The organism is Actinomyces vulturis (assembly GCF_001687305.1).
Classification (GTDB): Bacteria; Actinomycetota; Actinomycetes; order Actinomycetales; family Actinomycetaceae; genus Actinomyces; species Actinomyces vulturis.
This window is the reverse complement of sequence record NZ_LZRK01000008.1, coordinates 1-23197: the sequence shown is the minus strand read 5'-3', so window position 1 is coordinate 23197 and position 23197 is coordinate 1. Positions and strand designations below refer to the sequence as shown.

The following is a 23197-nucleotide window of genomic DNA, read 5'->3' as shown; positions in this document are numbered from 1 at the left end:
ATGAGCAATTTTGATGAGTCAAAAATCAACCGAGCACGAGACGGCAAGTTTGCTGCCAAGATCGCAGGAACGCCGGTTGTGCGTCTCAATGCCGACAATGAGATTCAGACAGTCAAGAACGCTGGCGTGAAGGCTCTGAAAGCCAACAACCGTGCCTTTGCTGGGCGAATCTTTGAAGAGGCACACAAGGTTGTACCGGATCGTCGATCTTTCGAGGTGTACGGAAACAAGGTTCATTTGGGCGAAGGCGGATCATGGGCAGATGCAGACATCTACCAGCGATGCCGTGGCCCGTGGAAGCACCCGGAAGTTTTCAGTGTGGATGAAAACTACGATGATTGTGACTACGAACTTTACGCCCCGCCCCAGAAGGCTGTTCGTTGCGATGTTCAAGAAGCCCAGCAGAAAGCCGACGAGCTCTACAACAAGTTTGTTGATTCGGCATCGTTCTTGACTCACAAGAAGGCTGTTGACCTTTCACACCAATTCCCCGATGGCAAGCGTGTCTACATTGCCGACGGATTTAGGGTGCACAACAAAGATGATCAGGTTGTTGATCCTGGCAGTGGACCTTTCATTGACCCCGCTGTGATCGGTGATATGGATTCGTCTTTCATCAACTATGACGAAACCAAAGAGCCATACATTGACCTTGACACGTTGCGCGAGCGCGAGAAATACGAGCCGCTACCAGGACAGCTGGCGTTGTTTAGATGAGCAACTTTGACGAATCAAAGGTCAATCGACAGCGCGACGGCAAATTCGGTTTTAAGTGCGCTGACGAGCCTGCTAGTTGCCTTCAAAACATGACCCACTTTGAGAAAATCCATTTAATCAAAGACGGCAATAATACTCAGCAAGAGTGTTTTGCTTGATGATAACAGTCCACGTGTTCGTGCTGCTTTAGCAGTTAACGGATCGAAAACTCTCCGTGACAAACTTCTCAACGCCCCAGACGAAAGCGTTCGTCGGGCTATCGCTAAAACTGTCAGCGATTATGAGCGTTTCATGTTGTCAGGGGAGTGAATCCGCACAGATGAGTGTATGAGCAACTTTGATGAGTCCAAGGTCAATCGTCAGCGCGACGGCAAATTCGGTTTTAAGACTGCTGGTGCGCCAGCAGCGTCTTTAGATAATGATCTTTCATCCATGGATATTCGTGACCGTCGAGCCATGGCTGAACATGGTACTGATGAGCAACGTCAGGTTCTTATGAATGACGAAAACGAGTGGGTTCGCTACACCGTGGCCCTATATGGCACTGAAGAACAGCGTCAAACTCTCATGAACGATAAGGATGGATTGGTTCGCAGTGGTGTAGCTGAGAATGGAACTGACGAGCAACGTGAGGCTCTCATTAACGATGACAATATCAATGTCTTGCTTGCCATAGCAGAACACGGCAATGACGAGCAGCGCCAGGCTCTCATTGACAACGACGACTGGATGGTTCGCGCAACCGTGGCTAAATTCGGCACACCAGAGCAACGCCAGGCTCTTATGCACGATGAAAATGAGCATGTTCGCACATCTGCCCAGCAGTAGAGCGCTACAAGGAGAAACCATGAGCAACTTCGATGAATCAAAAGTTAACCGTCAGAAAGATGGCAAGTTTGGCTTCAAAAAAGCCGGTGGCCCCGTTGTTACCCTTAGTCGCGATGAATACTTTGACATGATTTTGAGTAACGACGAGACTTCCGACGAAGCGGCAGAGTTTATTGCCAGCGAATATCCAGATTTGGCTTTTACGCATAGCAATCCAAATGTTCGTTCATGCTATGCACAAAGAGCAGATCTGCCAGTTGAACATCAGAGAGCCTTGTCTAAAGACGAAGACACTGGTGTTCGTCAAGCCCTGTCTTGCAATCCTTCTGTGGAAAAAGACATCTTGAAGCAAATGCTTTTATCAGAAAATGAGCATCCTCTTACACGCCATTTTGCATGTTGCGGGCTTTCGTTACAAGAAAGGCGAGAACTCATTAACAGCGACGATGACGAGGTTCGTTCCTGTATCGCTGCAACGGGAGAACCTGAGTTTCTTCAAACGCTGAAAGACGATCCTAGTCCAAAGGTAAGAAAATCTGTTGCCTGGAAGTGCAACGAATCTGACGTTGACTATTACGCCAACGATCCTGACGATGACGTGAGAATGGTTGTTGCTAGAAGGTCTCGTAACATCCAAGTACTTCAACAGTGTGCGCGCGAAAGAAACAATGGAATCGCCAGAGAAGCACTCGAACGAATTTGCGTAGTAAACAGGGAGATGAATCGTGAGCAACTTCGATGAGTCCAAAGTCAACCGCGAGCGTGACGGCAAATTCGGTTTCAAATCTGCCGGTGCGCCGCAGATTTCTCTTGATTGCCAGCCAATGCTGCATACCGGCTCCAATACGCCTTTTGGCAAGGTTCAGCATGTGGAAACCCTGGCTCCTGGTATCGAGCAGTTCTTCACCGCTTCACATGGCGGTATCAAACTCAGTGCTGAGCGTAACGCAGCCATGCCCAGTTGCCTGCGGCAAAAGGGCGGGATCTACGAAGAAGACTGTGAATGGAATAAGGTTGCCTTCGTTTATGGCAATGAGATGGGCAGCAAGGACTACAGCAGCGATGAAGTTTGCCAGATCGCTGAAAAGGGCATGAAAAACTACTACCCAGACAAGTATGAACAACTCACTGGTAAAACGATCCCACCAGGTGAGTCTTACGAAAAAGACCGCCGACTGTTCAAAGAAAACAACTTTGCCAAAGGCCATTTTTCTCCTGAGTTGGGCAGACCACAGCCCTATCTTCATGACGATCAGGGGCGCGCATTTATCACCGCCTACTCTGAAAACGGACACCGCCATAAACTCACCTTTGACCCAGACAAGGCTGAACTCAACGACAAGGGCAATGTCGTTTCTATTCCGCCAGAGTCTGTGATCGAAGACCTGGACTACACGGCTGACCGCGAAGAGAAAGCAAAGCAGATCCAGCCCTATGAGCCAGTGAAGTTGGTGCGTCAGCCTCAAACACCAGCCGGACATCGACGGCTGAAAAAAGAGTTGAACAAACGTATCCGTACTGAAGGCGGTGAAATCATCACCTTCGAAGAAGGTATCGAGAGTGGCATGTTTGCTGGCGTGCAGCATTACACCGATAACGGCAAAAACCACTATTTGCTCAAACTGCCTGCCGATGGCAACAACCACTACGACTGCTACGAAATCAACGCTGAGTTGTTTAAGTGTCTGGGTGGAGAAAAGGGCAAGTAGTCCAAAGTGCTCATGCGCTTTCTCCGCACAGATGAGTGTATGAGCAACTTTGATGAGTCCAAGGTCAACCGTCAGCGCGACGGCAAATTCGGCTTCAAAAGCGCTGGCAAGCCTGCTGCGAGCCTTTCGTCGTTTGATGAGGGGCTATACAACGAGTATGTGGAAAAGTTTTCCGAGAACGAGGACTTGATCGAAGAATACAGTGGCAGCACAGATCCGTCTGTTCGTCGCGCCGTAGCAGAAAGTCTCTATCTTGTTGACGAATACGAAAGAGACGAGGTTGTTGACGAACTGCTCAAAGGTGGCAACATTGAAGACCTTAAACCGCTGTGTGACTACAACAAGTATGCCCACCATGTCGTTTGTAGTGGTGATCCAGGGGCACGCAAACGCGCTCTCGGTGTAACTTTTTATCCCAGCAAAGTCATTGGTGGTCTTAGCCAAGAGGAACTGAGATATTTAGCGATTTACAACGACTATCTCACCGAAGACGATTACGACTACCTTTTTACTAATGGCAATGAGAAGGTCAGAGAATCTGCGGCTTTCTCAGACAAAATCACTGACCAGTTGCGCACTAAATACATAGGAAAAGAGAGGGATGAGTCTGTTCGCTACTCTCTGGCTTGCAGCGTCTCTGAAAACATTCGGGTCGGTTTTGCCAACTCGCCAGACAGCGTTTTGCGCAGAGCGGCTGCAACGTGCAATAACCCAGCAGTGCATGAGCATCTGAAAAACGATCCGGACGAGTTTGTGCGTGAGAGCGTGGCCAGACAGACCAAAGATCTAAGTATTCACCAGGAACTTTCAGACGATCCTTCCAGCAATGTCCGATCTGGCGTTGCGCTCAAAACGTCTGACCAGAAACTTCTTGAAAAGTTGGCTAACGACGAGAGCAAAGATGTTCGCAGGAATGTAGAAATCAATAGGGAAGTACGTGGACTATGAGCAACTTTGATGAGTCCAAGGTCAACCGTCAGCGCGACGGCAAGTTTGGTTTCAAGAGTGCTGGTGTGCCTACGGCAAGCCTTTCAGACCTTTCAGGTGAAAGCCCAGAGAACCTGGAAAAGAAGGCCAAGAGTGGCGAGATTACCGATTTTGCTCCGCTTGTTGCGTGCAACAATCCACAGGTGCGCAAGGTTGCTGCTCAGTACGGATCGGACACAGACCGTGACATGCTGATTCATGACGAACACCCCAGCGTGCGCTCCACAGTCGCTTCTTTTGGTACAGACGCGCAGCGCAAAATGTTTGTCAATGACCCGTCTATCTTTGTGCGTTACACGGCTGTTTTTGACGGTGGGGTGGAAGTCAAGCGTGCTTTCAAAAATGACAAAGAACCATCGGTTCGAGAAGCCTGCGCCGGAGAAGGGGCAGACGAAGAACTGCGCAGTGAGCTAGCAAAAGATGAGCACTATCTTGTGCGCCACAGCGTCGCAAAGTTCACGAACAATGAAGAAACTATGAACATGCTCGTCACCGACAAAGATCAGCGTGTTAGAGCGATCATTGCAATGCGTGGGGGAGAGAACCTAAAGAAACAACTCATGAACGACACCGACCCTAGAGTTCTTTCCAATGTTCTTGCCGCCACTAAAGACCGCTCAGTTGTCGAGCATCTTTCCCGTTGCGATATTCCCATAGTCAGTAATGGAGCGAAAATTCGTCTCGGCGCTATGAACTGACAAGCAAAAGCCACGTCTCAACTAGCAAAGACGTGGCTTCTGTTTTTGCTTCTCCGACTATCAATAAAGCATCCGATTGGCAAAAAAAAGATTGGCGATCATGCTGAGCAAAAAAGAAGAGATAAAACTGGCCTACAGTGGCGATGACGATGACCGCATTGCCTTGCTGAGCTCTAAGCATTCAGAGGTGCTTTGTTGCATTGCTGAACGTGGCAACGACGAACACCGAACTGCGCTGCTTAAAAGCGGTATTCCCAAAGTTCTTTCTCAAGTTGCTCTCTACGGCACAGACTCTCACCGCCAATACTTAATTGACAATCACTACGACGTTGAGAAAGTCATGCGCAATGTGGCTTTTGCGTGCAATGAGACTCACCGCTCTATTCTTCTGAGCCACCCTAGCGAGAAAGTACGTTCGGCTGTTGCACAAAAATGCAACGACGCTCAGCGCGATGCATTGATCAATGACCCATCTAGTTGTGTGCGCCATGCGTGCACTGCGAGGGCGAATACTAGGCAACTACGTATTTTGCTTGACGACGAAGATGCTTCGGTGCGCGGATTTGCCTACGCACACGCGCCAGAAAAGATTCTGGAACAAATGCTTGATCAGATAGCCAACGACGAAGCCGTAATCGAATCAATGCCATTTTTCCCCAGTGAGTTTTGCGCGAAAATCGTCCGTAAAACAACTAATGAAAAAATTGTCGAAAAGGCCCTCGACAATTGCTGCTTCTATGACATGGACCTTCTTCGTGAAGAAGGTTTCTACGTAGAAAAAATTGCTGACGCGCTCACATCAGACTTTTTTGCTTTTCCGCACAGGAGAACTCATGAGCAACTTCGATGAGTCCAAGGTAAACCGGCAGTCTGACGGCAAGTTTGGCTTCAAGGCCGCTGGACGACCTGCCGCTTCACTTGACGCACTAGGAAACAGTTTCGAAGATCACGCCGACAAAGTGCGCGATTGTGGCGATGAACAAATGGCCGTCTACGCCACCTATCCTGATGCCGCTGTGCGTTATGAAGTTGCTGTCCATGGCAAAGACGTTCACCGTGAAATGCTCATGAGCGACACCGATGTATCTGTGCTCAGTGCCGTTGCTAAAAACGGCAACAGTTCTCAGGTGAATCGTCTTTTCGATCACGAAAACAAGATTGTGCGCGGAGCGTGCGCCTACAACGCCGATGAGCGCCTGCTTCAGTATCTTGCCAAAGATAAAGAGCCTTACGTTCGTTCCAGCGTGGCTAGAAATACGAAAAACATGGATCTGCTCGCCAGACTGGAAAATGACAAAGATGAGTCGGTTAGACGTAGTGCGAGCGTCTACGAGCGCCTACATAGCAAGACTTTTAACTTCGAGAATGCAGACAAGAGCGAACTGTTCGAGTGCGCTCAGTCTCCCGATCACACCGTGCGTTATGAGTGTGCCAAATACGGTGACGAAGAAGTTCTCAGTTACCTGAGTACCGATGACAACGCTGCCGTTCGCAGCGTTGTTGCTCAGCGAGGGAGCGATGAGTTGCGCTGGGAACTGGTGGACGACCCTGACTACATGGTGAAAAACGCAGTTGCCAAGTATGGCAACAAACAGCATCGCAACCACATGCTTGCCAACAACCCGTCATGGCTACTTCGTAGCACTATCGAGGATCTGAACAGAAAATGAGTAACTTTGACGAATCCAAGGTCAACCGCCAGCGCGATGGAAAATTCGGTTTTAAGAGTGCTGGTGCACCGGCTGCGAGCCTGGAAGATCGCACTATTTTTGGCTACGACGAGACACCAATCGTTTTTAAGTCTCGTGATAGTCAAGAAGAACTCAACACCAGGCTTGAAAACGCGATGAAAGCGACCCGTGACTACATTTACCAAAACCTAGCCTACTGCCATGCAAACGACGAGGATCGCGAGCAAATGCGGGATCAAGACAGTGACATGTTTGCTGATGAGTATAGTGCTTATGACAATTTGGAAGGCGAATACACAGTTTTCAAGATCGGCAGACCCGTATCGATCAACTATTCCGGTGGTGGCCCTTGTATTGACGTTGAATTCGATCCTTACAGTGAAAAAGCCGAAATGAAAGGACATTTTGGCTCAGCTAAGGCTCGTATGCGTCTTGACCGTCAAGCAAGCAGGCAGTTGTGGGAAAACGTTTTTGAGGAACGCGCTTTTGAAGCAGGTGAATATTTTGAGTAACTTCGACGAATCCAAGGTCAACCGCCAGCGCGATGAAACGCGTGAACACCTTATGCGGGACCCAGATCCGATGGTGCGTAGTGCTTGTGCGCTTAACGCCAATGAAAGACAACTCAAAATCTTGCTCAATGACGACAGTGAATCTGTGCGCGAGTGGGCGCAAGAATACGCGTCAAATGACGACGTATAAGCTCACTGACATGTCTCGTCCACTAGTAGGTGGTGTCGATATTCCTCACCACTTTAGGAGACATAAACCCATGGAAACGACTCGACGTAATGTTCTTGCCGGTGCAGGTGTGCTTGGCCTTGGTGGCCTGACAATTCTTGCTGGTTCTTCTGGCGCATTTTCTGCCTGGCACGATGAGGTTAAGATTCCTGGCGCAACAATCACCTCCGGTAACTTGGACGTGGCCGTTGTTGGCGAGGGTGAATGGTTCTTGATCAATGACCCTGACTCCCCCCAAAAGATTGACCTGTCCACCTTCAAGATGGTTCCCGGTGACAAGATCGTGGGCAAGTATGGTCTGGATGTTGGTCTTGATGGTGACACATTGAAGGCAAAGTTGTCTCAGACTCTCGGTTCTGGCAATGGTGATCTTTTGAAGGGCAACCCCGTGGTTTCCCACGAGGGCGCTGAGCAGGAACTTTCCGCAGGCGATCCTGGTACATCGGACAAGGGTGTGGACGTGAGCCTGAGCGTTGTTGATCGCAGTGGCAAGGAAGTCTATGGTGCTTCCACTGCAACTGACCCGATTGCTCTGAAACCTAAGAGTGAGTTCATCACCCCAGAAATCGACGGTACTGCCGACTACACCGCAGTCATTACTGCCTTTTTCGATCCTGAAACACCTGAGCAGACGCGTGTGAAAACCACCGCCGTCATTGACGAAACACTCGTACAACTCGATCAGGTGCTCGGTCAGTGATTTTGAGAATTATTCAGCGGGTGGGGGTAGGTGTTCTATGCGTGTTGGTCACGCTGACCGTCCTATTCCCACTGCTGGACGTTCATACGGTCACGATTCTTTCTGACTCCATGGTTCCAACGTTCCATGCCGGGGATGCAATTTTGACGCACCCTTCATCAGTCCATGTGGGTGATGTGATCACTTACACCAACGCTGAAGGAGTCAGTATTGCTCATCGTGTCGTGGATTTGGGTTCTTTAGTGACCACACGTGGAGATGCGAACGGAGCTAATGATGTTTCTTTCTCTTACGACCACATTACAGGAGTCATGTTTGGGCCACGTTTACCTTTCATGGGGTACGTACTGATCCATAAGACGGCAGTCATTGTCGGTGCGATGTGTATGGCCCTCTTACCCATCATTTTTTCAACAAAACAAGGAAAACAAGACGATGTTGACTAGGCGAAATGCGCTTAGCGCGCTTGCGTTAGGTGTTGTTGGTGTATCTATCGCACCAACAGCGCTGGCCGATGGGGTGAGCGTAGATGTTTCCACCCAGGACGGCCCATACACCCATGAGGTTGTTATTCCGGTGGTTCTGCGCTCACCTGGTGGCGACCCGGATAAGCCGATCATGGTGGTTCCAGGGGATGAGGTGAGCGGTATTGCGCATGTAAAAAACTCTGGCTCTAGTGCCGGAACCATGCACGTGTACCTTCTCAAACCTGAAACCACCTCACCTGACAGCCAGGAAGACCCCTGGTTCACCGATCTGAAAATCAACGACAAGAGCGTGAACAACTGGATCGAGCAGGCAAAAGACATTGGTGGATATGAGGGCGTAGAAATCGACTCTCGAAAGATTGCGCCAGGTGAAGTTGCCGACTACACGCTTAACGCTGTTTTTGCCTTCGAAGATGAGTCTGGCAACCGCGCTGGCTCTAACGCCACTACTTCGGAATACAAACCCAACGAGTACACACCAGGTAGCCGTCAAGCCCACGTCGATCTGCTTGTTCGTATCGACGGACAGCCCAAGAAGTCGCTGGCAAAGACGGGCGCAGACGCACTCTCTTTGCTGGGCATTGCCGGTGCCGCATCTGTTGCCGGTGCGGGTTTTATGCTGTCGCGCCGTAAGAACGACTCCGAATAAGGAAGGGGAGTATAACAAATGGAACTTACACGACGTAACGCCCTTTTCTTAGGCTTGTTTGGTGCAGTAGGTGTTGGATCACTTGCTGGTGTGGGCACGCAGCGTGCCTACTCCGCATGGCGTGACACCGCCTCTATTCCGGCAATCACATTGCAATCTGGAACTCTCGACTTGAGCGAAAAGAATGTGATTTCCTGGCGTGAGATGACATGCGACCGTGAACCTATTCATGATTTGCATGTTGAGGGCGGGAAGTTCACCACGCCTATTGCCCCTGGTGACATTGTTGAAGGCAAGGCCGTATTCAACGTGGAGTTGGAGGGCACAACCATCACCGGCAAACTCACGGTGAACTCTACTGGTGGCGCAGAACAAGCCGCATCTACCATCGCTTTGGCTTCATCTACCGGTGAAATTCTTGCTGGTCCCAGTCCGATTGGCACTGAACTGAACGTTACTGGCATTAAGCCAGGCAGTACCCAGTTCACTGTCATTGTCGAAAGCACCTATGGCGATTTCGATGACTCTGATCAGGTGCGTGACACCCCAGCGTTGTCGTTTACCGTTGCACTGGATCAGGAGGCCAAGTAATGAACAAGCGCATGACAGGAATTTTTGCACTTGCCGCCGTTGCAAGTGCCGGATTGAGTGGCACAGCGTCGGCTTTTTGGCATGACACTGCTCTCGATCCTGGTGCTGGCGCAAGCCTGGCTCGAACCTCCATTACTGTCGAAACACCATTGACAGGAATTGAGGGAGCAACGGGGGAGTCAGTGCAAAGTGAAAACTTCACGCACACCTACACCACCACCCAGGGCACGTTAACTGCCGAACAAATCTCCCAGTTGACCACAGGCTCTCACGAGTTGGCGGTTCCAATCAGTTTCACTGGTTCATCTACACCACATCGTTCAACAAACGTTATTGTTGACTCTCAAGCTTTCAAAGACTTCTTTGAAGGTGTCGAAGGGGCACAGGTTCACACGGGCTGGTTGCCAGAAGGTGAAGAATGTTCAGTGGCCAATGTGGAGAAACTGATCGATCAGGGTGGCAAACTCACCGACTCTGATGCCACAGGCGGAAAGAAAACTTCTCTCTATTGTATGGTGGCCACTTTGCCCAGTGAAACCGGCGAAAATGGTACATACACCAACGTTGGTACGGTCAACGCCACCACAACTGGCGAAGATGGTGAACCAATGGAAATCAGCGCGTCTGATTCATGGACAACTGATTTTCATACGATCACTGTTGATTACAGTGAGTTAGCGAAAAAACTTGAGCAGCCAGCGGTTTCGGTTACACCTTTTACTTCTCGTCTGTCTACACCTACCCCTGGTGCGTGTAGTAGCGAGTGATGGTTGATGGGTCCATCAACACGACAGCCCCAGGCAAAAGTCTGGGGCTGTCGTGTTTTTACGACCATAAATAAGACATGATCGACTACTCCTGTAATTACGGAACCATTGTTCACACCCAACACGAGGCAAACGATGCTTTAGCCAAAGGGCATGACATTGTTGTGGACAGCAGCGAGCACCTGGTGTTTAACAATCCGGCTTCCATGGTGACTGTCGCAAATGATTCGCTGATTACTCTCAATGGTGGCAAAGGGCGAGCCATTAACCGTGGGCGAGTTTTTGCCAATCAGGGGGCGCAGGTGGATGCATTTGATGAATCCATGATTGCCGTCGATAAAGATTCTCGCGTTACCGCACATGACATGGCTCTGGTGCTGAGCAATGAATGACTTACGTTTTGTTGCCGCTATCGGCGGAGCTAAGCAAAAGGCTCTACTGATGGAGCATAAGGATGAGAATGTTCGCGCTGCTGTTGCCGTCTATGGCAGTACAAAAATGCGTAACGCTTTGATTGATGATGTAAGTGACAAGGTTCGTAGTGCTATCGCTCAGCACGGCAATGCCCATCACCGAGACAAACTTGTTCATGACAAGAGCGTGAATGTGCGTTTTGCTGTGGCACGCTATGGAAACGATAGGCAGCGCCAGCAACTTCTTGATGACCCAGATGAGCGTGTCAGGCTCAATGTTGCCACCTATGGCAATGAAAACCAGCGGTGGGTTTTGCTCGAAGACGACAGTTATATCGTGCGAGCAGAAGTTGCCGTATGTGGCAACGATGAGCAGCGCATGTTTTTAGTTGACGACGAAGATGAGTGGGTTCGTACATGTGTTGCTCGGTACGGCGGCAATGTCGTGCAGGAACTTTTGTCCGACCATGGCGATAAAACGGCGAATTCTTCAGTTTCGCCGTAGTTCATCCGACCATGAATAAGGCATGGAAACCGCTAACGAACATCTGGCTTACAACGCGGCTAAAGCCGTGGGAGTTGAACCTTTTGGTACAGACACTGCAATTAATGAACTGATTGACACACTCAGTGATGAGCAAGTTTGTGTTCTTGCTCAAAACGAACGTATGTGGCCACTTCTTTTTGAGCGCGATCCGATTGCTTGCCTAAAAAACATGCCTGGTAAATATCAGGCTCTCTATTTGACGATGAATCTGAAAGATGTAGATGAGAATCTAGCGCCGCTTTTACGCGATCAAGCCTTGTGGTTGGCTCTTGGTTCGCTCAATCGCAAGGTGCGCACCATGATTGTTCAAAACGTCAATGAGGCACAACTGGCTCTGCTTCTTGCTGACCGTTCCTGCAAGGTTCGCGCTAAGGCTGAGCGTCGCTATCACTACATGCCTAAAGTCATGCAAAAAACTGTGGACTCATACGCTGAAAACGATGAGGTGTTGATCGAACAGTTTGGTGACTTGCCAACCATTTTTCTCAAGCGTGTAGCGCGCCAGCTGGGGGCAGCGCAAATCATTTGCCGCAACCATGAAGAGTTCAGTGACCAGATTGTTGCTATCGCAACGCAAAGTGTTGCTGACGCTAAAGAAATCTATGCGCGCGAAGGTGTTGATTACACATGCTGACTTTTGAAGCCGCAGAAATCGCAGCAGACAGTCTACGTCGTGATATGGAGATACCTATTCAGGCCATCGACCCATTCCAGATTGCGCAGAAACTCAACATTGGCGTGGCTTTGTCAGGTCCAGAAGAAGTTTCCTACACCCTGAAACTTCATGACCGCTACCCGTGCATCGTTGTGTCCGAAAAACTCACGCCAGTTGAACGCCGTCTCATGGTTTCTCATGGTCTTGGGCACGTGAAAGAGCGAGAGGTTACTGATTTTTCTCACAGGTACTCTTTTGAATGCCATTCGCCCGACCGCATAGAAAAAGGCCAAAGTGTGCATGAGTACTTCGCTCACGTTTTCAGCATGGCCCTGCTCATGCCCAGGTGGCAGTTCAACCTCATGGTTGAAAAAGGTATGAAAACACAGGAGATTGCTGACTTTTTTGGTGTGAGAAGGGTCGATGCTTTATATCGAAAGCGTCTCATCGAAAACTTCAACAAGACGCTTTTATCCAAAACTTTAGGAATAGACGGCGAATGATTGACTTGTTTATTCTTGACAAGAAAGAAGCCAGGATCTCATGTTGAGAGTGCTGAAGTATTCTCAAGCTCTGCCCGACGGTTTCAGACGTTTCGATGTCACCAGCCGTGGGCAATATGGTCAGTATCTTTCACCGTTCTATCTTGGACCTGTTTGTTTGCCAGACGGTAGCAAGTCCATTCGTATGGAGAATGCCTACCAGGGGTGCAAGGTCTATGAGCACATGCTGGACGACAATGGCGAGCCAACGGATGAGTTTTTTGACTACCAGCGGTTCATGTTCGCCTCTCATAAGGCGATCCGCCATGGTCAGCGTGGCAAGGTGGCCTACAGCCTTTTCAATGGTGAAAAACTCTCCTACATTGAGGCTCGCAAACAGATCTATATTCCGCTCTATCTGCAAGCATTAAGCAACAATGAGCGCAGTATGGAGATTGTTGTGAGCACCCGGCGCGCCATAAAAAACATGGACATTGCTCTCGTTGATTTTGACGGATATGACCACAAGGCACTTGGCATGAGTTTTGCTGACGTGGTGAACAATGCTGACAGAATCATGGGGCACTCTTTTGTCTTGGCCCAGGCGATAGAAGACGAGTCTTTTCTCAGCCTGTGAGCAAACTTGTGCGCCTAGTAGATGGGCGTGAACAAACAGTTTTTGCTATGGCCTGGATCTAAAACTCAGTTAGCACCGCGTATCGGTGCAATGATTCCTCAAAACACACAAACATACGTTGAGCCTTTTGTTGGTAGCGGCGCAGTCTTTTTTAGAAACGGCCTGAACAACGCTCTGCTCAGTGACATTAACACTGAACTGATCAATACGTTTCGTGTTGTGCGAGACGACCTGGACAATCTGATTGACCTGTTAACTGAGTACAGCCAACGCAGTTGTCAAGAGTTCTACTACGCTATCCGCAACCTGGATAGAGACGATCAAGCATTTGCATCACTGAGCAACTTAGAACGCGCAGCGCGGTTTATGTACATCAACCGCCGTGGCTACTGTGGCTTGTATCGAACCAATCGTGCTGGCCAGTGCAACGTCTCGTATAACCACAACGAGAAACGAGAGTTGTTTAATGCCAGTCTGCTTCGCCAATGCAGCAAACAACTGGATCAAGACGTACAACTCGAATGTATGGACTATGTTCGAGCGATTAAGCGTGCACCAGAAAACTCATTCGTCTATCTAGATCCGCCCTATGTGCCGCTCAGCGCGAGCGAAAGTTTTGTGGGCTATCAACCCGGAGAGTTTGGTCTAAAGCAGCACACTGAACTGAGAAACCTGTGTTTAGAACTAGATGGTCGCGGAATAAAGTTTGTTCAGTCAAACTCTGACACCGAGATTGTCCGTGACCTCTATGCAGGGTTCACCATTGAAACTGTTGACGTTCGTAGAAAAATCTCTGCCAGAACTCGTGGTCAATACATGACAAGAGAAGTGCTGATCTCTAACTAATCTGTTTGCGCTCCGAGCCACCTAGTAGGTGGCATGAGCAAAGAGAGCAACTTCGATGAGTCCAAGGTCAACCGCGCACGCGACGGCAAATTCGATTTCAAGAAGGCTGGCGCGCCTGTAGTCAGCCTGAACACACCTCAAGAGATTCAGTTCGATGAGATTCTTCCGCATGTTCAAAAACTGACTCACTATGAGATGAACCGGCAGGGCGTTTTTAAGAACGCGTTTGACTACGATGACGTTGTTTCTAACGTCATTGCCGACCTTTGGACCAGTTATAAAGATCGTGGGGGAGTACCCAGGCCGGTGCTGACGACAGCAGTCAAGCGCGCAGTGTCACGCTCATCTGGACATTTGAACTTAAACCCCACTGACCGCAAAGCGATGACAATCATTTCTGAAGAGAAGGCTTTGCGAGAAGAAGAGTTGGGACGCAAACTTTCAAGCCAAGAACATCAAGAATTGGCCGACTACGTGCGTCAGACCTGGCATGATCCCAACCACCGCCCAAGCAAAAACTTGCTGGAAAAGGCACGAATGGCTCAAATGGGAACCATTATTCGTGAAGACGGATCAATGGTTGAAGGTATTAACGCCTTCACTTCGTCTGACTCTTTCGAGGGTGAAGACCAAAATTCTGAGATGGGACGAGCCAACCATTTGCTCAACTCTGGCCAAAAAGAGAAAGCCAAGTTGGAGGTTTGGGATGCACTAGCAAGCATGTCTAATGCTCCGCGTGTTCAACGCGCCTCTTACAACCAACGTGTTGTTGTTCAATGCCGCTCGATCATGAATGAATATCCAGGTGGTGTTCTGGGCGCAGTAGACACCTGGGAGCGAGCAGAAGACGACGAGGGTACAGCAGCACTGTTTGCACCGTTTGGATCTGGACTGGACGAAGACGGGCGCGACCGTGTGTGTGCCATGCTCAAGCAGTACCCACAAAACGCAGACGATCTTTGGAATGCGGCACTGAACGCAGCCAAAAAGTGAAACAAAAGCACCTCTGAACGGGGTGCTTTTGTTTTTACGACCATATATTGAGCATGACCAACATTCCTACCAAAAAAGTACAAGGCTTGTACCACCTCGATGTTCGCAAAGACGTAGGAATCCCGAATGTCAACAATCAAGTGGTTGCTTCGTGGATTGCCTACACGTCATTGATGGCTAAACATGCCAGTGGTGACAGGAGTGAAGATTTTGCACTCAGAGCCGCGCGAGAACTAGACGTTTTTCATCAGAGTGTCTGCGCTAGTGCAGGCAAGCCTTTTACGTCGCTGCGCTTCAATGACCAGGAGAACTACCTGGTTTGGCATAACATCAACAATGATCAACGTTTCGCCGCAATGACATGTGTGGCTAACCTCTGCGAAACTGTGGCCTTATTTTATGAGAGCGTCACTGACAACAAAGCGTTTGAAAAAATGCTGGAACACTTGCGCTACACCATGAATATGACGATTGGGCTGTCACTGTGGCAGGGCTGATCATTGTTTTCTGCGCCTTTGTGTCCGTGACCATGCTGATCACATCGAGCAGTACATCATTTGCCTACTTCAACATTTTCGCTTTGGTTTTATGCCTCTATACGGCGCACAGGATCGGTGTGAAAAATGAGTCTTGAACGCCTGCTGTACTCGATGATGTTTTTCTTGTTTTCAACCGTCATATCTTTTTTACAGTTGAAAGCCTGCACAGAGTTTGCGCACGCTGCGCTGACCTGGATTGCACTTGGACACCCAAAAAACGTTGCGTATGCATCCATTGGCATGTTCTGTGCGGTCATGGTGTTCATCTGCTGTTATGCCTGGCTTTCCAGTATCCGTTTTGTGTTTGGGGCTAATTCAACGATGACTAGATGAGCCGTCTCGTGAGCTGCGCCTGGCTGCCCAAAATGTTCGCTGCCCAGCAGATTCCCGACCATAAGTAAGGCATGGAAACAGTTTTTGTTGGTTGGTCCGATCTTATTGAGTTTGGAGATGCGTATGCGCTCGGCAATGTCAGCGTTGGCCCTGAGTCATTCCCTGTTGTCACTTCGGCGGCGTTCTACGAAAAGTTCACCAACAACAATGAAGCGAACATTGAAACGATTGTTGATGCTGCAAAAGACTCGGCATACAAGGCGTTGCATCAACCAGGGCAATACATCGTCTTCAATGCGAGCGAATCTGATCAATCAGACGATGATGCGCTGAAATGCAAGATCGTTGCTACCGCATACGACATGACAACGACAGGGCTTCTGATTGCACTGGAGGACGAATGAAAGTATGTCTCCCATTCGGCTCGGGAATTTATACGGTGACTCTCGCCAAAACAACCTATGTCTCTAACGGTCGCTTGGCAGTTTTCATGTTTTTAGATGGCGAGGGGTTGTTTGGCAATCTGACAAAAAACATCGAAGATGCGCCGATTTTGTCTGACCGTCAGGCATGTATTGACACCAACAATCTTGGCGAAAGTATTGAACAGTGGCTCATTGACAACAAGATTGCTGTGTCCACCGGATTGATCGCACGCAGCGGTTTTTGCGCATATCCGGTCATGGAGTTTTTACCAAATGTTTTGGATGCAATGCCTGGCATGGAGGACTACTAAAACTTTCCGACCATATATGTCAGTGAAAGCTGGTTGTCATGGCTTTCGGGGCCAATGCCTCAGCAACGTTGGCCTGGGGATTTCCCTCACTCCTTTCTCCCGGTGGAGCGTAAGCCGTCGGGTTATCAAAGGTCAGATCTGATGCAAGGTCTGACACTTACGCAAACACACGCCTTCGTAGCTCAAAGGATAGAGCACCGGCCTTCTAATCCGGGTGTTGCGGGTTCGAGTCCCGCCGGGGGCACGATAAAAGAAAGGCACAGTCATGCAGGTCACGCTCATGTGGGCACAAGACATCAATGGTGTCATTGGCGTGGATGGTGCTTTGCCTTGGGATTGCCCAAAAGATTTGAAACGGTTCAAAGAACTGACTATGGGCAAGCCCGTCATCATGGGCCACCAGATCGCTTTTTGAAAGGAATAAAAATGAACACCTGGGATAACATCGAACGCTTAGTTTCTAGCGAAGGCAATGTCGAAAAGTTCGTTTTCTCAACAGATAATGCCGTGGCTGAGTCTGTGCTCTATCGTTATCCGACTTATGACGTTCGCACTGTCATTTGCTGCTCCACACAGAGCGGTTGCCCTGTAGGTTGTCGCTTCTGCGGGGCTGGTGACAACTTTGCTCGCAATCTGACTACTGAGGAAATCGTGTCTCAAAGCGTCTACCTTCTTGACTTGATCGAAAAGGAGCACGGTGTAACCGACATTGAAAATCTTCAGATCATGTTCATGTCCATGGGGGAGCCAATGCTCAACCAGAAGCGTCTGGTGGAAGCCATCGAGCAATTGCATGAGAAGTATCCTCATGCAGCCCTTCTTGTCTCCACTTCTGGCCCCAATGTTTCTTACGATGCTTTCTTCGATGTGGCTCAGCGTATTGACACTGTGGGTTTACAGTTCTCTGTGCATGAATCTACTGACCAGGCTCGTGATGAACTGATTCCGTTCAAGCGCAAGTTGACTTTGGAACAGATTGCTCAGCGTGGGGAACGTTTTCATGAACTCACGTCTCGCCCACCATTCTTCAACTACTGTGTCCATGAAGGCAACGACACTGCCGAAGACGTTAAACGTCTGGCAAAGTTGTTCAACCCTGACATCTGGCGCGCAACAATCAGTGTGATCTGTGAGCGCGATGAAACCATGAAGGCTGCTCATGATCGTCAGCGCGAACTCACCAGTGCCTTCAGCGCCAAAATGGATGAAGCAGGCTTCACTACTCGTGTTTTCAATCCTGCCGGTCAAGACGACATTGGCGGTGGATGTGGGCAGTTGCATTATGTCCAGGAGTGGATGCGCAACAACCCTGATAAGGTGCGCCCCTCTGTCGGACACAACTTGCCGATTATTCACGCTAGTTAGTTAGTAAAAACTATCCGACCATATATGACAGTGAAGGCTGGATGGGCTTTCATTTGTTCGCCGTTGCATCAGCACCATCGGTGATTACCTCTTCCCGGTGAAGCGTAAGTCGTCGGGTGATCAAAGGCTGGGCCTGTGGCAAGGCTCAGCACTTACGCGACATGCCACCTTAGCTCAGTTGGTTAGAGCAGCCGTTTTGTAATCGGCAGGTCATCGGTTCGAGTCCGATAGGTGGCTCTGGTTTAAACTGGCAAACAATGTAGATTTAGCCGATCTACAGGGAGAAATAAGTATTTGCCAGCAGTTCTCTCATGACTGCGATGAAATGAGGCCCTGTCAGTGGTTGGAGAATACTAGCCAGGTGTGAACTGTCGGTATCTTGGGTACGTAGCCCAGCCTTAGCACTGAAGTCTTGGCCGACTATCAGGTATGGTTTTGAAGAACCAGAACCACGAAGTAAACGCAGTGTTGCAACCTGTCTTACTTCGTGCCTGCCACCTTAGCTCAGTTGGTAGAGCAGCCGTTTCGTAGTCGGCAGGTCAGAGGTTCAAACCCTCTAGGTGGCTCCACTGAAACAAATGCTCCAGTAGAAAACCGATCCGACCATATATGTGATGGATCAACAATCCGCCTTTGCTGAAGCATGGTGCTTAAAAACAATGCAGTTCGATTCTGCACAAAGGCACGGGGGCCGCTCGACGGCACTCACCGCTTTGAGGTGCCGGTTCAAATCCGGCTTCATGGTGTATGTGGAAGCACGCAGGTGGTGAGAGCGGGTGAAAGCCCCGCACCCCGCGCGATCTTGACTGCTGAAAAGCGTCACATAGAGGTTGCACACGTGGCTAAACGTGGGATCTGGATAGAACCGAACCTGGCACAGTGTCTATCCGTTTTAAAAAAATAAGGAAACCATCATGATTTTCGTCTACAACGTGCCAGCGAACAAGCGCACAAAGATCGTCGCCAACGTCCAAGCACTCTACGAGATCAAGGCCGTCTACAACCGATCCACTCGTGAATACGCAATCGGTCCGGCCACAGTCGAGCGCAACGGAACCGTGTGTTGGCGTGGCAAGCAGCCAACAAAACGTCAGGTCAAAGACCTGATTGGCCTCATGATGAATGACGACATTCTGCCTGACAACATTTTTGAAATCTACGAGCAGGTGGGGTGAATGTTTGCAGCCATTCGCAGCGGGGGACAGTCTGGTGTAGATCGGGCGGCACTCGATTGCGCCATAAAGCATGGTATCGCCGTGTGTGGCTTCACCCCCGCTGGCGGATGGGCAGAAGACATTGACGATCTAACCAAACACTATCCGACGCTGACAAAAACGCCCTCTAGCGACCCCAACGTGCGCACTACGCTCAACGTGGTCTACAGCGATTTCACATTGATTATCAGTGACAATGACTCACCTGGCACACTGCTTACCGCCCAACTATGCCAGTTGCTAGACAAGCCATGTCTGATTGTTCCTAGCGACGTTGATCGAAGCGTGATTGTCACGTGGCTGCGCAGTCTGAAAACACCTATGGATCTCAATGTGGCCGGTGACAGGCAAAGTGAGTCTCCTGGAATCTACGGGCGAACAAAAGACCTGCTTGATCAGGTGTTCACGACCATAAGTGAATCATGAGTACGTCAAACAATGAGCAATACTGGCTTGGGCAACTCTATGTGTTCACTCAAGCAAAAGAGATCTTGTCTCGGTATAGCGAACAAGAGATTGCCGCCGTCATTCAACAGGCTCAAAACGAGTTGCACTATCTCAACACCGACGACCTTGCCCCCGTGGCTTTCACCTGTGAAGGGATTGCTCAGCGAGAGCAATACGAAGACATTCTGGTTGAAAATCAGTTCAACATTTTCTGACAAAAGTAAAGACTTGATCATGAAACAAACTCTTGAATCCACCCCGCTCCTCAATGAGATTACTGGACTGTTTGCTCTCTTTTTGGTCGGCAGTGCACAAAGCGATGATGAGTTCACCGTCGTCTGCACAGTCAACGAAGACATCACCGAAATTGATGCACCATTCAACGTTGATGACGTTGCTTTTGAACAGCTGCGCGTGCTGTGGATGGTCACAAACAAGGCGTGGACGAAAGTGGTCATGAAGATCAATTACGCTTCGCGCAACATTGAAACGATGTTTGTGTCGAACGAAGACACAGAAACTATGGCATTAAGCAACGAACAGTTGATCGAGTTGCTGATCGGAAACTAAGTGCCGTAAAGACCTTGCCTATAAAAGAAGATAGATAGACCAGAAATCGATCCCCTATTAGGTTTTCTAATAAGGGATCGATTTTTTCTGTTTTATTTTGACTACACCTAGTAGAACTTTGCGGGCTAATAAAAAAGAAAGGCACTCTATGCTAGTAAGAAAAACTCTTTCTAAGGTAGTAGTCATAGCAAGCATTGGCCTTGTGCTTGCTCCGCTTCCTGCGACAATAGCAGCATCGAATACTGTCCTAGAAACACAAGCACTTTCAGAAGGCCCTGGATACGGATCGATCCCTGATATTGAGGTTCCATCAAAAGGAGTATTGGGACAAATTCAAACAGATGACGGTATTACCTTTTCAATCGAAAAGACTTATGACGGTAACTGGGGAGAGGGAGACGAACACTGTTTCATCAATTCTGATAACGGATTCCCCGTTGGTGACAACGGTCCTCTCGACGGTATTGCTTGCGTACAATCAAGCAATCTTTACAAGATTTCTTACTCAATTACGCCGAGTGATATTGAACGAACCTTTTCCTTTACTCAGAACTCCTATCCAGAAGCGCTTCCTGGCTACGAAGAGTCATCTCGCGATCTTGTAGGCAATAGAGGATTAAGAAAACATGGCGCGGATGCTGTCGATGGAGAAAAATTTAGTCAGTTCTGTGACATCGGTGTTATCCCCGGCGCTACTGTCAAAAGGTCTTTCGGTGAAGGGGGGAGTTCCACCTGTACGATCACTATTCCTGCATCAGAGCAATCACTTGCAGGAACATTTAGCCTCGCAGAAAATAATAGCGGCAGAGTGGATTTAGTTCCTGCTAATAGGTACGTTTCAACAGAATGGAAACTCGCCAACGCAACCTCTGAGTCAACATTAAAGACACCCAAAACCCTTGTTGTTGACGCACCTTTTATTGATCCTGTTATTTTTGGATATATCAACGGTGGTAGAGATAAACCTCGCCCCTACTCGTACAATGGCGAAGATGGGATGATTTTTACTTATGGTGTTCTTTATATTCAAAGCAAGTTTGATTACAAAAGAGCAACGCTTCAATACGATACTGACGTTGAACTTTTAGATCCTCCCAAGGGGGCTGCTCTTATCCCCGACGATAATAATGTTTCTGTCGAAGGGAATATCGTTCATTACAAAGCAGGAATAAATTATGCTATCAATGGGCACGCCGGGAAATATAACACACCATCACCCACAGACGACTTCTTTTTTTACAACACACCTTTTATTTTCAAAGTATTTGTCCCCAAATCAACTCTTGAAGAAACACCAGACATTGTTTTAAAGGCTCACATCAAAGAAGACCGTACTTCAGTACATGATGGTGGCCCCTACATGAACATGTATGGTGCAAACTTCAAGCAGCCTGGTGCTGGTCAACCACATGACTTTTTGACCAAAAATACTGGTTCTGTTGAAAAAACAAGTCCGTATTACAGTCAATGGCATTTTATGGACAACAACAACAATGACTGGTCTATCCGTCCATATCATTTTGATCTAGGCAATGGTCCAGTAAAAAAGAATGAATATCCAAACAATGATGATCCTGTTTTTAATGTCAACGTAAAAAGTGGCGGTATTGAAGAACAGGGAGACTTCGGACAACAACTTGTTGGTTCACCATCAACAAAATACTGGTCTACAACAAAGGTTCATTCACAACTAACAACTGCCGAGCCAGTGTTTTACGAAATCATTGATAATGATCAAAAGTTTGACGCAGACCGCCAAGCGCGGGTTCTTTGGCGTGAATCGGCTAACGGTGATCTGGTTGATGTTCCGTTTACCATTCAATATGGGCATGCCAATTTGAAATACCCCTCTATGGAGGGACAGTTACCCAATGAATCGGCAGAATCTCGTCATGACGACAAGAAAAATCTTGATGCTCGCCTTGCAATAGTTACTGATGAAAACATTCAGTGGTCTAACGAAATCAAGTCTGACTCTAATGTAGCCAAGATTATCGTTACAGGAGAAAAGAGTTGGGTGAGTTCTAATCAGATTGTTGGTGTTGTGGGTATCCCCACCACAGGTCTTGAACCAAGTCACTACAACTTCTCTGAAAAGGACTACTACGAAATCGATGACCGCTGGTTAACTGGCTATCAAAATGATGGTAGTTACACAGCGATTGGTACATCTCATGCATCACACAGGATTGAACCACCTACTTTCGGCATCTCTGGGTGGCCAGATAAGAAAGAGTCTATTATTGCTGGCGCATCGAAAGAATACAATGGATCGATTTTCCGCTTTGAAGTCTCTTCACAAAACTCTCGGCTCAATGAGCCGGATAAAAATCTTCTTACCGATCCATCAGGATCATTTAACATGAAAATATCTTCTTGTGCCGAGAAAGCAGAAATCACCGATGATCGTGTAGAGGTCACTTCGGTAGAAAAGCCTGATTTCGGTCCAGATGAGCTTGCTTGCACTGACGATGATATACATGGCTGGATTATTAGTGGAACCACTAAGCCATCTATGTTTGAAGAATATAACCCTCGTAACGACGACAATGGTGGACGAGGGATTTTATCAAAGAAAGGTAATTTTGATTGGGTTGAGATTAAAACCAGAATCTCTGTGCCTAACTACGCAACAGCCAAAGACCAGGTTTCTATTTCAACAACGTATAACCCGAACTGGACAGAAACGCGTGGTGGCTTAAAAAATAACCGAGCATCCAATAACACCTCTGTCATAACGATTCCTATTCGACAGATCCAGTCGGTTATTCAGGCTAAAGCCAGCCTCAACACCCTTGAATTCTCAGGAACAGACATCGGCTGGACCATGAGATTTGGCAACACCACCTCCGGA

General features: G+C 48.6%; 34 protein-coding genes and 3 tRNA genes. 36 read left to right on the top strand and 1 reads right to left on the bottom strand.

Features of this window, described 5'->3' with window-relative positions; genetic code table 11:
• From A9753_RS09005 to A9753_RS08895, 24 genes are all read left to right on the top strand, one after another.
• A complete protein-coding gene (locus A9753_RS09005) occupies positions 1–717 on the top strand; it encodes a hypothetical protein (RefSeq protein WP_067783655.1) in 717 nt (238 codons plus the stop codon).
• Between the two features lie 150 nt (positions 718–867).
• Positions 868–1026: a hypothetical protein gene (locus A9753_RS09880; RefSeq protein WP_176702782.1), complete on the top strand. Its 159-nt coding sequence runs from the start codon at positions 868–870 to the stop codon at positions 1024–1026.
• An 18-nt stretch (positions 1027–1044) separates the two neighbouring features.
• Positions 1045–1545 carry a HEAT repeat domain-containing protein gene (locus A9753_RS09000; protein WP_067783652.1) on the top strand — a complete coding sequence of 167 codons (501 nt, stop codon included), beginning with the start codon at positions 1045–1047 and terminating at the stop codon, positions 1543–1545.
• 19 nt (positions 1546–1564) lie between these two features.
• Positions 1565–2287, top strand: coding sequence for a HEAT repeat domain-containing protein (locus A9753_RS08995; RefSeq protein ID WP_067783649.1), 723 nt, complete (start codon positions 1565–1567; stop codon positions 2285–2287).
• Positions 2271–3254 (top strand): DUF7007 domain-containing protein, encoded by a 984-nt coding sequence (locus A9753_RS08990; protein ID WP_067783646.1) that lies wholly within the window; start codon positions 2271–2273, stop codon positions 3252–3254. Before A9753_RS08995 ends, A9753_RS08990 begins: the two co-directional genes overlap by 17 nt.
• Positions 3255–3293: 39 nt before the next feature.
• A complete protein-coding gene (locus tag A9753_RS08985) occupies positions 3294–4202 on the top strand; it encodes a HEAT repeat domain-containing protein (protein WP_067783642.1) in 909 nt (302 codons plus the stop codon).
• Entirely contained in the window at positions 4199–4939 is a 741-nt protein-coding gene (locus A9753_RS08980) for a hypothetical protein (protein ID WP_067783640.1), read from the top strand. Before A9753_RS08985 ends, A9753_RS08980 begins: the two co-directional genes overlap by 4 nt.
• 91 nt (positions 4940–5030) lie before the next feature.
• Complete coding sequence (locus A9753_RS08975) at positions 5031–5789, top strand: hypothetical protein (RefSeq protein WP_141673398.1); 759 nt, start codon at positions 5031–5033, stop codon at positions 5787–5789.
• Positions 5773–6609 (top strand): HEAT repeat domain-containing protein, encoded by an 837-nt coding sequence (locus A9753_RS08970; RefSeq protein ID WP_067783635.1) that lies wholly within the window; start codon positions 5773–5775, stop codon positions 6607–6609. The genes A9753_RS08975 and A9753_RS08970 overlap by 17 nt, the downstream gene beginning before the upstream one ends.
• Positions 6606–7142 (top strand): hypothetical protein, encoded by a 537-nt coding sequence (locus A9753_RS08965; RefSeq protein WP_067783632.1) that lies wholly within the window; start codon positions 6606–6608, stop codon positions 7140–7142. The genes A9753_RS08970 and A9753_RS08965 overlap by 4 nt, the downstream gene beginning before the upstream one ends.
• The gene (locus A9753_RS08960; RefSeq protein ID WP_067783629.1) at positions 7135–7332 is read left to right on the top strand and encodes a hypothetical protein; all 198 of its coding nucleotides are present in this window, start codon (positions 7135–7137) and stop codon (positions 7330–7332) included. The genes A9753_RS08965 and A9753_RS08960 overlap by 8 nt, the downstream gene beginning before the upstream one ends.
• A 70-nt stretch (positions 7333–7402) precedes the next feature.
• Positions 7403–8071, top strand: a complete 669-nt coding sequence (locus A9753_RS08955) for a hypothetical protein (protein ID WP_067783626.1) — start codon at positions 7403–7405, stop codon at positions 8069–8071.
• Entirely contained in the window at positions 8068–8517 is a 450-nt protein-coding gene (locus A9753_RS08950; protein ID WP_083090454.1) for a signal peptidase I, read from the top strand. Before A9753_RS08955 ends, A9753_RS08950 begins: the two co-directional genes overlap by 4 nt.
• Positions 8507–9208 carry an LPXTG cell wall anchor domain-containing protein gene (locus A9753_RS08945; protein ID WP_067783620.1) on the top strand — a complete coding sequence of 234 codons (702 nt, stop codon included), beginning with the start codon at positions 8507–8509 and terminating at the stop codon, positions 9206–9208. The genes A9753_RS08950 and A9753_RS08945 overlap by 11 nt, the downstream gene beginning before the upstream one ends.
• A gap of 18 nt (positions 9209–9226) precedes the next feature.
• Positions 9227–9799, top strand: coding sequence for a hypothetical protein (locus A9753_RS08940; RefSeq protein WP_067783617.1), 573 nt, complete (start codon positions 9227–9229; stop codon positions 9797–9799).
• Positions 9799–10566, top strand: coding sequence for a hypothetical protein (locus A9753_RS08935; protein ID WP_067783613.1), 768 nt, complete (start codon positions 9799–9801; stop codon positions 10564–10566). The genes A9753_RS08940 and A9753_RS08935 overlap by 1 nt, the downstream gene beginning before the upstream one ends.
• 77 nt (positions 10567–10643) lie before the next feature.
• Entirely contained in the window at positions 10644–10958 is a 315-nt protein-coding gene (locus A9753_RS08930) for a hypothetical protein (RefSeq protein ID WP_067783611.1), read from the top strand.
• On the top strand, positions 10951–11484 hold the full coding sequence (locus tag A9753_RS08925) for a HEAT repeat domain-containing protein (RefSeq protein ID WP_067783608.1): 534 nt from the start codon (positions 10951–10953) through the stop codon (positions 11482–11484). The genes A9753_RS08930 and A9753_RS08925 overlap by 8 nt, the downstream gene beginning before the upstream one ends.
• Before the next feature lie 22 nt (positions 11485–11506).
• The gene (locus A9753_RS08920; protein ID WP_067783605.1) at positions 11507–12160 is read left to right on the top strand and encodes a hypothetical protein; all 654 of its coding nucleotides are present in this window, start codon (positions 11507–11509) and stop codon (positions 12158–12160) included.
• A complete protein-coding gene (locus A9753_RS08915; protein ID WP_067783602.1) occupies positions 12154–12684 on the top strand; it encodes an ImmA/IrrE family metallo-endopeptidase in 531 nt (176 codons plus the stop codon). The genes A9753_RS08920 and A9753_RS08915 overlap by 7 nt, the downstream gene beginning before the upstream one ends.
• 40 nt (positions 12685–12724) lie before the next feature.
• Positions 12725–13300, top strand: a complete 576-nt coding sequence (locus A9753_RS08910; protein WP_067783599.1) for a DUF6939 family protein — start codon at positions 12725–12727, stop codon at positions 13298–13300.
• 27 nt (positions 13301–13327) lie between these two features.
• Positions 13328–14146, top strand: a complete 819-nt coding sequence (locus A9753_RS08905; protein ID WP_176702781.1) for a DNA adenine methylase — start codon at positions 13328–13330, stop codon at positions 14144–14146.
• Positions 14147–14179: 33 nt separating this feature from the next.
• Positions 14180–15139, top strand: coding sequence for a hypothetical protein (locus tag A9753_RS08900; protein WP_067783593.1), 960 nt, complete (start codon positions 14180–14182; stop codon positions 15137–15139).
• Positions 15140–15192: 53 nt separating this feature from the next.
• On the top strand, positions 15193–15636 hold the full coding sequence (locus A9753_RS08895) for a hypothetical protein (RefSeq protein WP_067783590.1): 444 nt from the start codon (positions 15193–15195) through the stop codon (positions 15634–15636).
• A gap of 89 nt (positions 15637–15725) precedes the next feature.
• Here the strand turns inward: A9753_RS08895 and A9753_RS09875 are convergent, their stop codons facing one another.
• Positions 15726–15935 (bottom strand): hypothetical protein, encoded by a 210-nt coding sequence (locus tag A9753_RS09875; protein WP_067783587.1) that lies wholly within the window; start codon positions 15933–15935, stop codon positions 15726–15728.
• Positions 15936–16082: 147 nt separating this feature from the next.
• On the opposite strand from A9753_RS09875, the gene A9753_RS09680 reads away from it, so the two are divergent.
• The 12 genes from A9753_RS09680 to A9753_RS08835 all read left to right on the top strand — a co-directional run.
• Positions 16083–16415: a hypothetical protein gene (locus A9753_RS09680; RefSeq protein WP_067783584.1), complete on the top strand. Its 333-nt coding sequence runs from the start codon at positions 16083–16085 to the stop codon at positions 16413–16415.
• Positions 16412–16747, top strand: coding sequence for a DUF4313 domain-containing protein (locus A9753_RS08880; RefSeq protein ID WP_067783580.1), 336 nt, complete (start codon positions 16412–16414; stop codon positions 16745–16747). The genes A9753_RS09680 and A9753_RS08880 overlap by 4 nt, the downstream gene beginning before the upstream one ends.
• 171 nt (positions 16748–16918) lie before the next feature.
• Positions 16919–16991, top strand: a tRNA-Arg gene (locus A9753_RS08875).
• Between the two features lie 21 nt (positions 16992–17012).
• Positions 17013–17162, top strand: coding sequence for a dihydrofolate reductase (locus A9753_RS09485; RefSeq protein WP_083090452.1), 150 nt, complete (start codon positions 17013–17015; stop codon positions 17160–17162).
• Between the two features lie 11 nt (positions 17163–17173).
• The gene (locus A9753_RS08870) at positions 17174–18112 is read left to right on the top strand and encodes a radical SAM protein (protein WP_067783577.1); all 939 of its coding nucleotides are present in this window, start codon (positions 17174–17176) and stop codon (positions 18110–18112) included.
• A 163-nt stretch (positions 18113–18275) separates the two neighbouring features.
• Positions 18276–18349: transfer RNA gene (locus tag A9753_RS08865), tRNA-Thr, on the top strand.
• 256 nt (positions 18350–18605) lie between these two features.
• A tRNA-Thr gene (locus A9753_RS08860) sits at positions 18606–18681 on the top strand.
• Positions 18682–19026: 345 nt separating this feature from the next.
• Complete coding sequence (locus A9753_RS08855; RefSeq protein WP_067783574.1) at positions 19027–19287, top strand: hypothetical protein; 261 nt, start codon at positions 19027–19029, stop codon at positions 19285–19287.
• The gene (locus A9753_RS08850; RefSeq protein ID WP_067783571.1) at positions 19288–19752 is read left to right on the top strand and encodes a YpsA SLOG family protein; all 465 of its coding nucleotides are present in this window, start codon (positions 19288–19290) and stop codon (positions 19750–19752) included.
• Positions 19749–19988 carry a hypothetical protein gene (locus tag A9753_RS08845; protein ID WP_141673390.1) on the top strand — a complete coding sequence of 80 codons (240 nt, stop codon included), beginning with the start codon at positions 19749–19751 and terminating at the stop codon, positions 19986–19988. The genes A9753_RS08850 and A9753_RS08845 overlap by 4 nt, the downstream gene beginning before the upstream one ends.
• A gap of 19 nt (positions 19989–20007) precedes the next feature.
• The gene (locus A9753_RS08840; RefSeq protein ID WP_067783566.1) at positions 20008–20343 is read left to right on the top strand and encodes a hypothetical protein; all 336 of its coding nucleotides are present in this window, start codon (positions 20008–20010) and stop codon (positions 20341–20343) included.
• Between the two features lie 148 nt (positions 20344–20491).
• The coding region (locus A9753_RS08835) for a hypothetical protein (protein ID WP_176702780.1) at positions 20492–23197 on the top strand (2706 nt) is incomplete at its 3' end.

Bases quoted from the DNA above. Each gene is read 5' to 3' on its own strand.
- A9753_RS08915 (WP_067783602.1), top strand. From the start codon at position 12,154: ATGCTGACTTTTGAAGCCGCAGAAATCGCAGCAGACAGTCTACGTCGT.
- A9753_RS08995 (WP_067783649.1), top strand. From the start codon at position 1,565: ATGAGCAACTTCGATGAATCAAAAGTTAACCGTCAGAAAGATGGCAAG.
- A9753_RS08845 (WP_141673390.1), top strand. From the start codon at position 19,749: ATGAGTACGTCAAACAATGAGCAATACTGGCTTGGGCAACTCTATGTG.
- A9753_RS09005 (WP_067783655.1), top strand. From the start codon at position 1: ATGAGCAATTTTGATGAGTCAAAAATCAACCGAGCACGAGACGGCAAG.
- A9753_RS08910 (WP_067783599.1), top strand. From the start codon at position 12,725: ATGTTGAGAGTGCTGAAGTATTCTCAAGCTCTGCCCGACGGTTTCAGA.
- A9753_RS08935 (WP_067783613.1), top strand. From the start codon at position 9,799: ATGAACAAGCGCATGACAGGAATTTTTGCACTTGCCGCCGTTGCAAGT.
- A9753_RS08895 (WP_067783590.1), top strand. From the start codon at position 15,193: ATGACCAACATTCCTACCAAAAAAGTACAAGGCTTGTACCACCTCGAT.
- A9753_RS08940 (WP_067783617.1), top strand. From the start codon at position 9,227: ATGGAACTTACACGACGTAACGCCCTTTTCTTAGGCTTGTTTGGTGCA.
- A9753_RS08900 (WP_067783593.1), top strand. From the start codon at position 14,180: ATGAGCAAAGAGAGCAACTTCGATGAGTCCAAGGTCAACCGCGCACGC.
- A9753_RS08965 (WP_067783632.1), top strand. From the start codon at position 6,606: ATGAGTAACTTTGACGAATCCAAGGTCAACCGCCAGCGCGATGGAAAA.
- A9753_RS08880 (WP_067783580.1), top strand. From the start codon at position 16,412: ATGAAAGTATGTCTCCCATTCGGCTCGGGAATTTATACGGTGACTCTC.
- A9753_RS08925 (WP_067783608.1), top strand. From the start codon at position 10,951: ATGAATGACTTACGTTTTGTTGCCGCTATCGGCGGAGCTAAGCAAAAG.
- A9753_RS08855 (WP_067783574.1), top strand. From the start codon at position 19,027: ATGATTTTCGTCTACAACGTGCCAGCGAACAAGCGCACAAAGATCGTC.
- A9753_RS08970 (WP_067783635.1), top strand. From the start codon at position 5,773: ATGAGCAACTTCGATGAGTCCAAGGTAAACCGGCAGTCTGACGGCAAG.
- A9753_RS08870 (WP_067783577.1), top strand. From the start codon at position 17,174: ATGAACACCTGGGATAACATCGAACGCTTAGTTTCTAGCGAAGGCAAT.
- A9753_RS08930 (WP_067783611.1), top strand. From the start codon at position 10,644: ATGATCGACTACTCCTGTAATTACGGAACCATTGTTCACACCCAACAC.
- A9753_RS08945 (WP_067783620.1), top strand. From the start codon at position 8,507: ATGTTGACTAGGCGAAATGCGCTTAGCGCGCTTGCGTTAGGTGTTGTT.
- A9753_RS08985 (WP_067783642.1), top strand. From the start codon at position 3,294: ATGAGCAACTTTGATGAGTCCAAGGTCAACCGTCAGCGCGACGGCAAA.
- A9753_RS09680 (WP_067783584.1), top strand. From the start codon at position 16,083: ATGGAAACAGTTTTTGTTGGTTGGTCCGATCTTATTGAGTTTGGAGAT.
- A9753_RS09485 (WP_083090452.1), top strand. From the start codon at position 17,013: ATGCAGGTCACGCTCATGTGGGCACAAGACATCAATGGTGTCATTGGC.
- A9753_RS08955 (WP_067783626.1), top strand. From the start codon at position 7,403: ATGGAAACGACTCGACGTAATGTTCTTGCCGGTGCAGGTGTGCTTGGC.
- A9753_RS09000 (WP_067783652.1), top strand. From the start codon at position 1,045: ATGAGCAACTTTGATGAGTCCAAGGTCAATCGTCAGCGCGACGGCAAA.
- A9753_RS09875 (WP_067783587.1), bottom strand. From the start codon at position 15,935: ATGACCGCACAGAACATGCCAATGGATGCATACGCAACGTTTTTTGGG.
- A9753_RS08850 (WP_067783571.1), top strand. From the start codon at position 19,288: ATGTTTGCAGCCATTCGCAGCGGGGGACAGTCTGGTGTAGATCGGGCG.
- A9753_RS08840 (WP_067783566.1), top strand. From the start codon at position 20,008: ATGAAACAAACTCTTGAATCCACCCCGCTCCTCAATGAGATTACTGGA.
- A9753_RS08980 (WP_067783640.1), top strand. From the start codon at position 4,199: ATGAGCAACTTTGATGAGTCCAAGGTCAACCGTCAGCGCGACGGCAAG.
- A9753_RS08920 (WP_067783605.1), top strand. From the start codon at position 11,507: ATGGAAACCGCTAACGAACATCTGGCTTACAACGCGGCTAAAGCCGTG.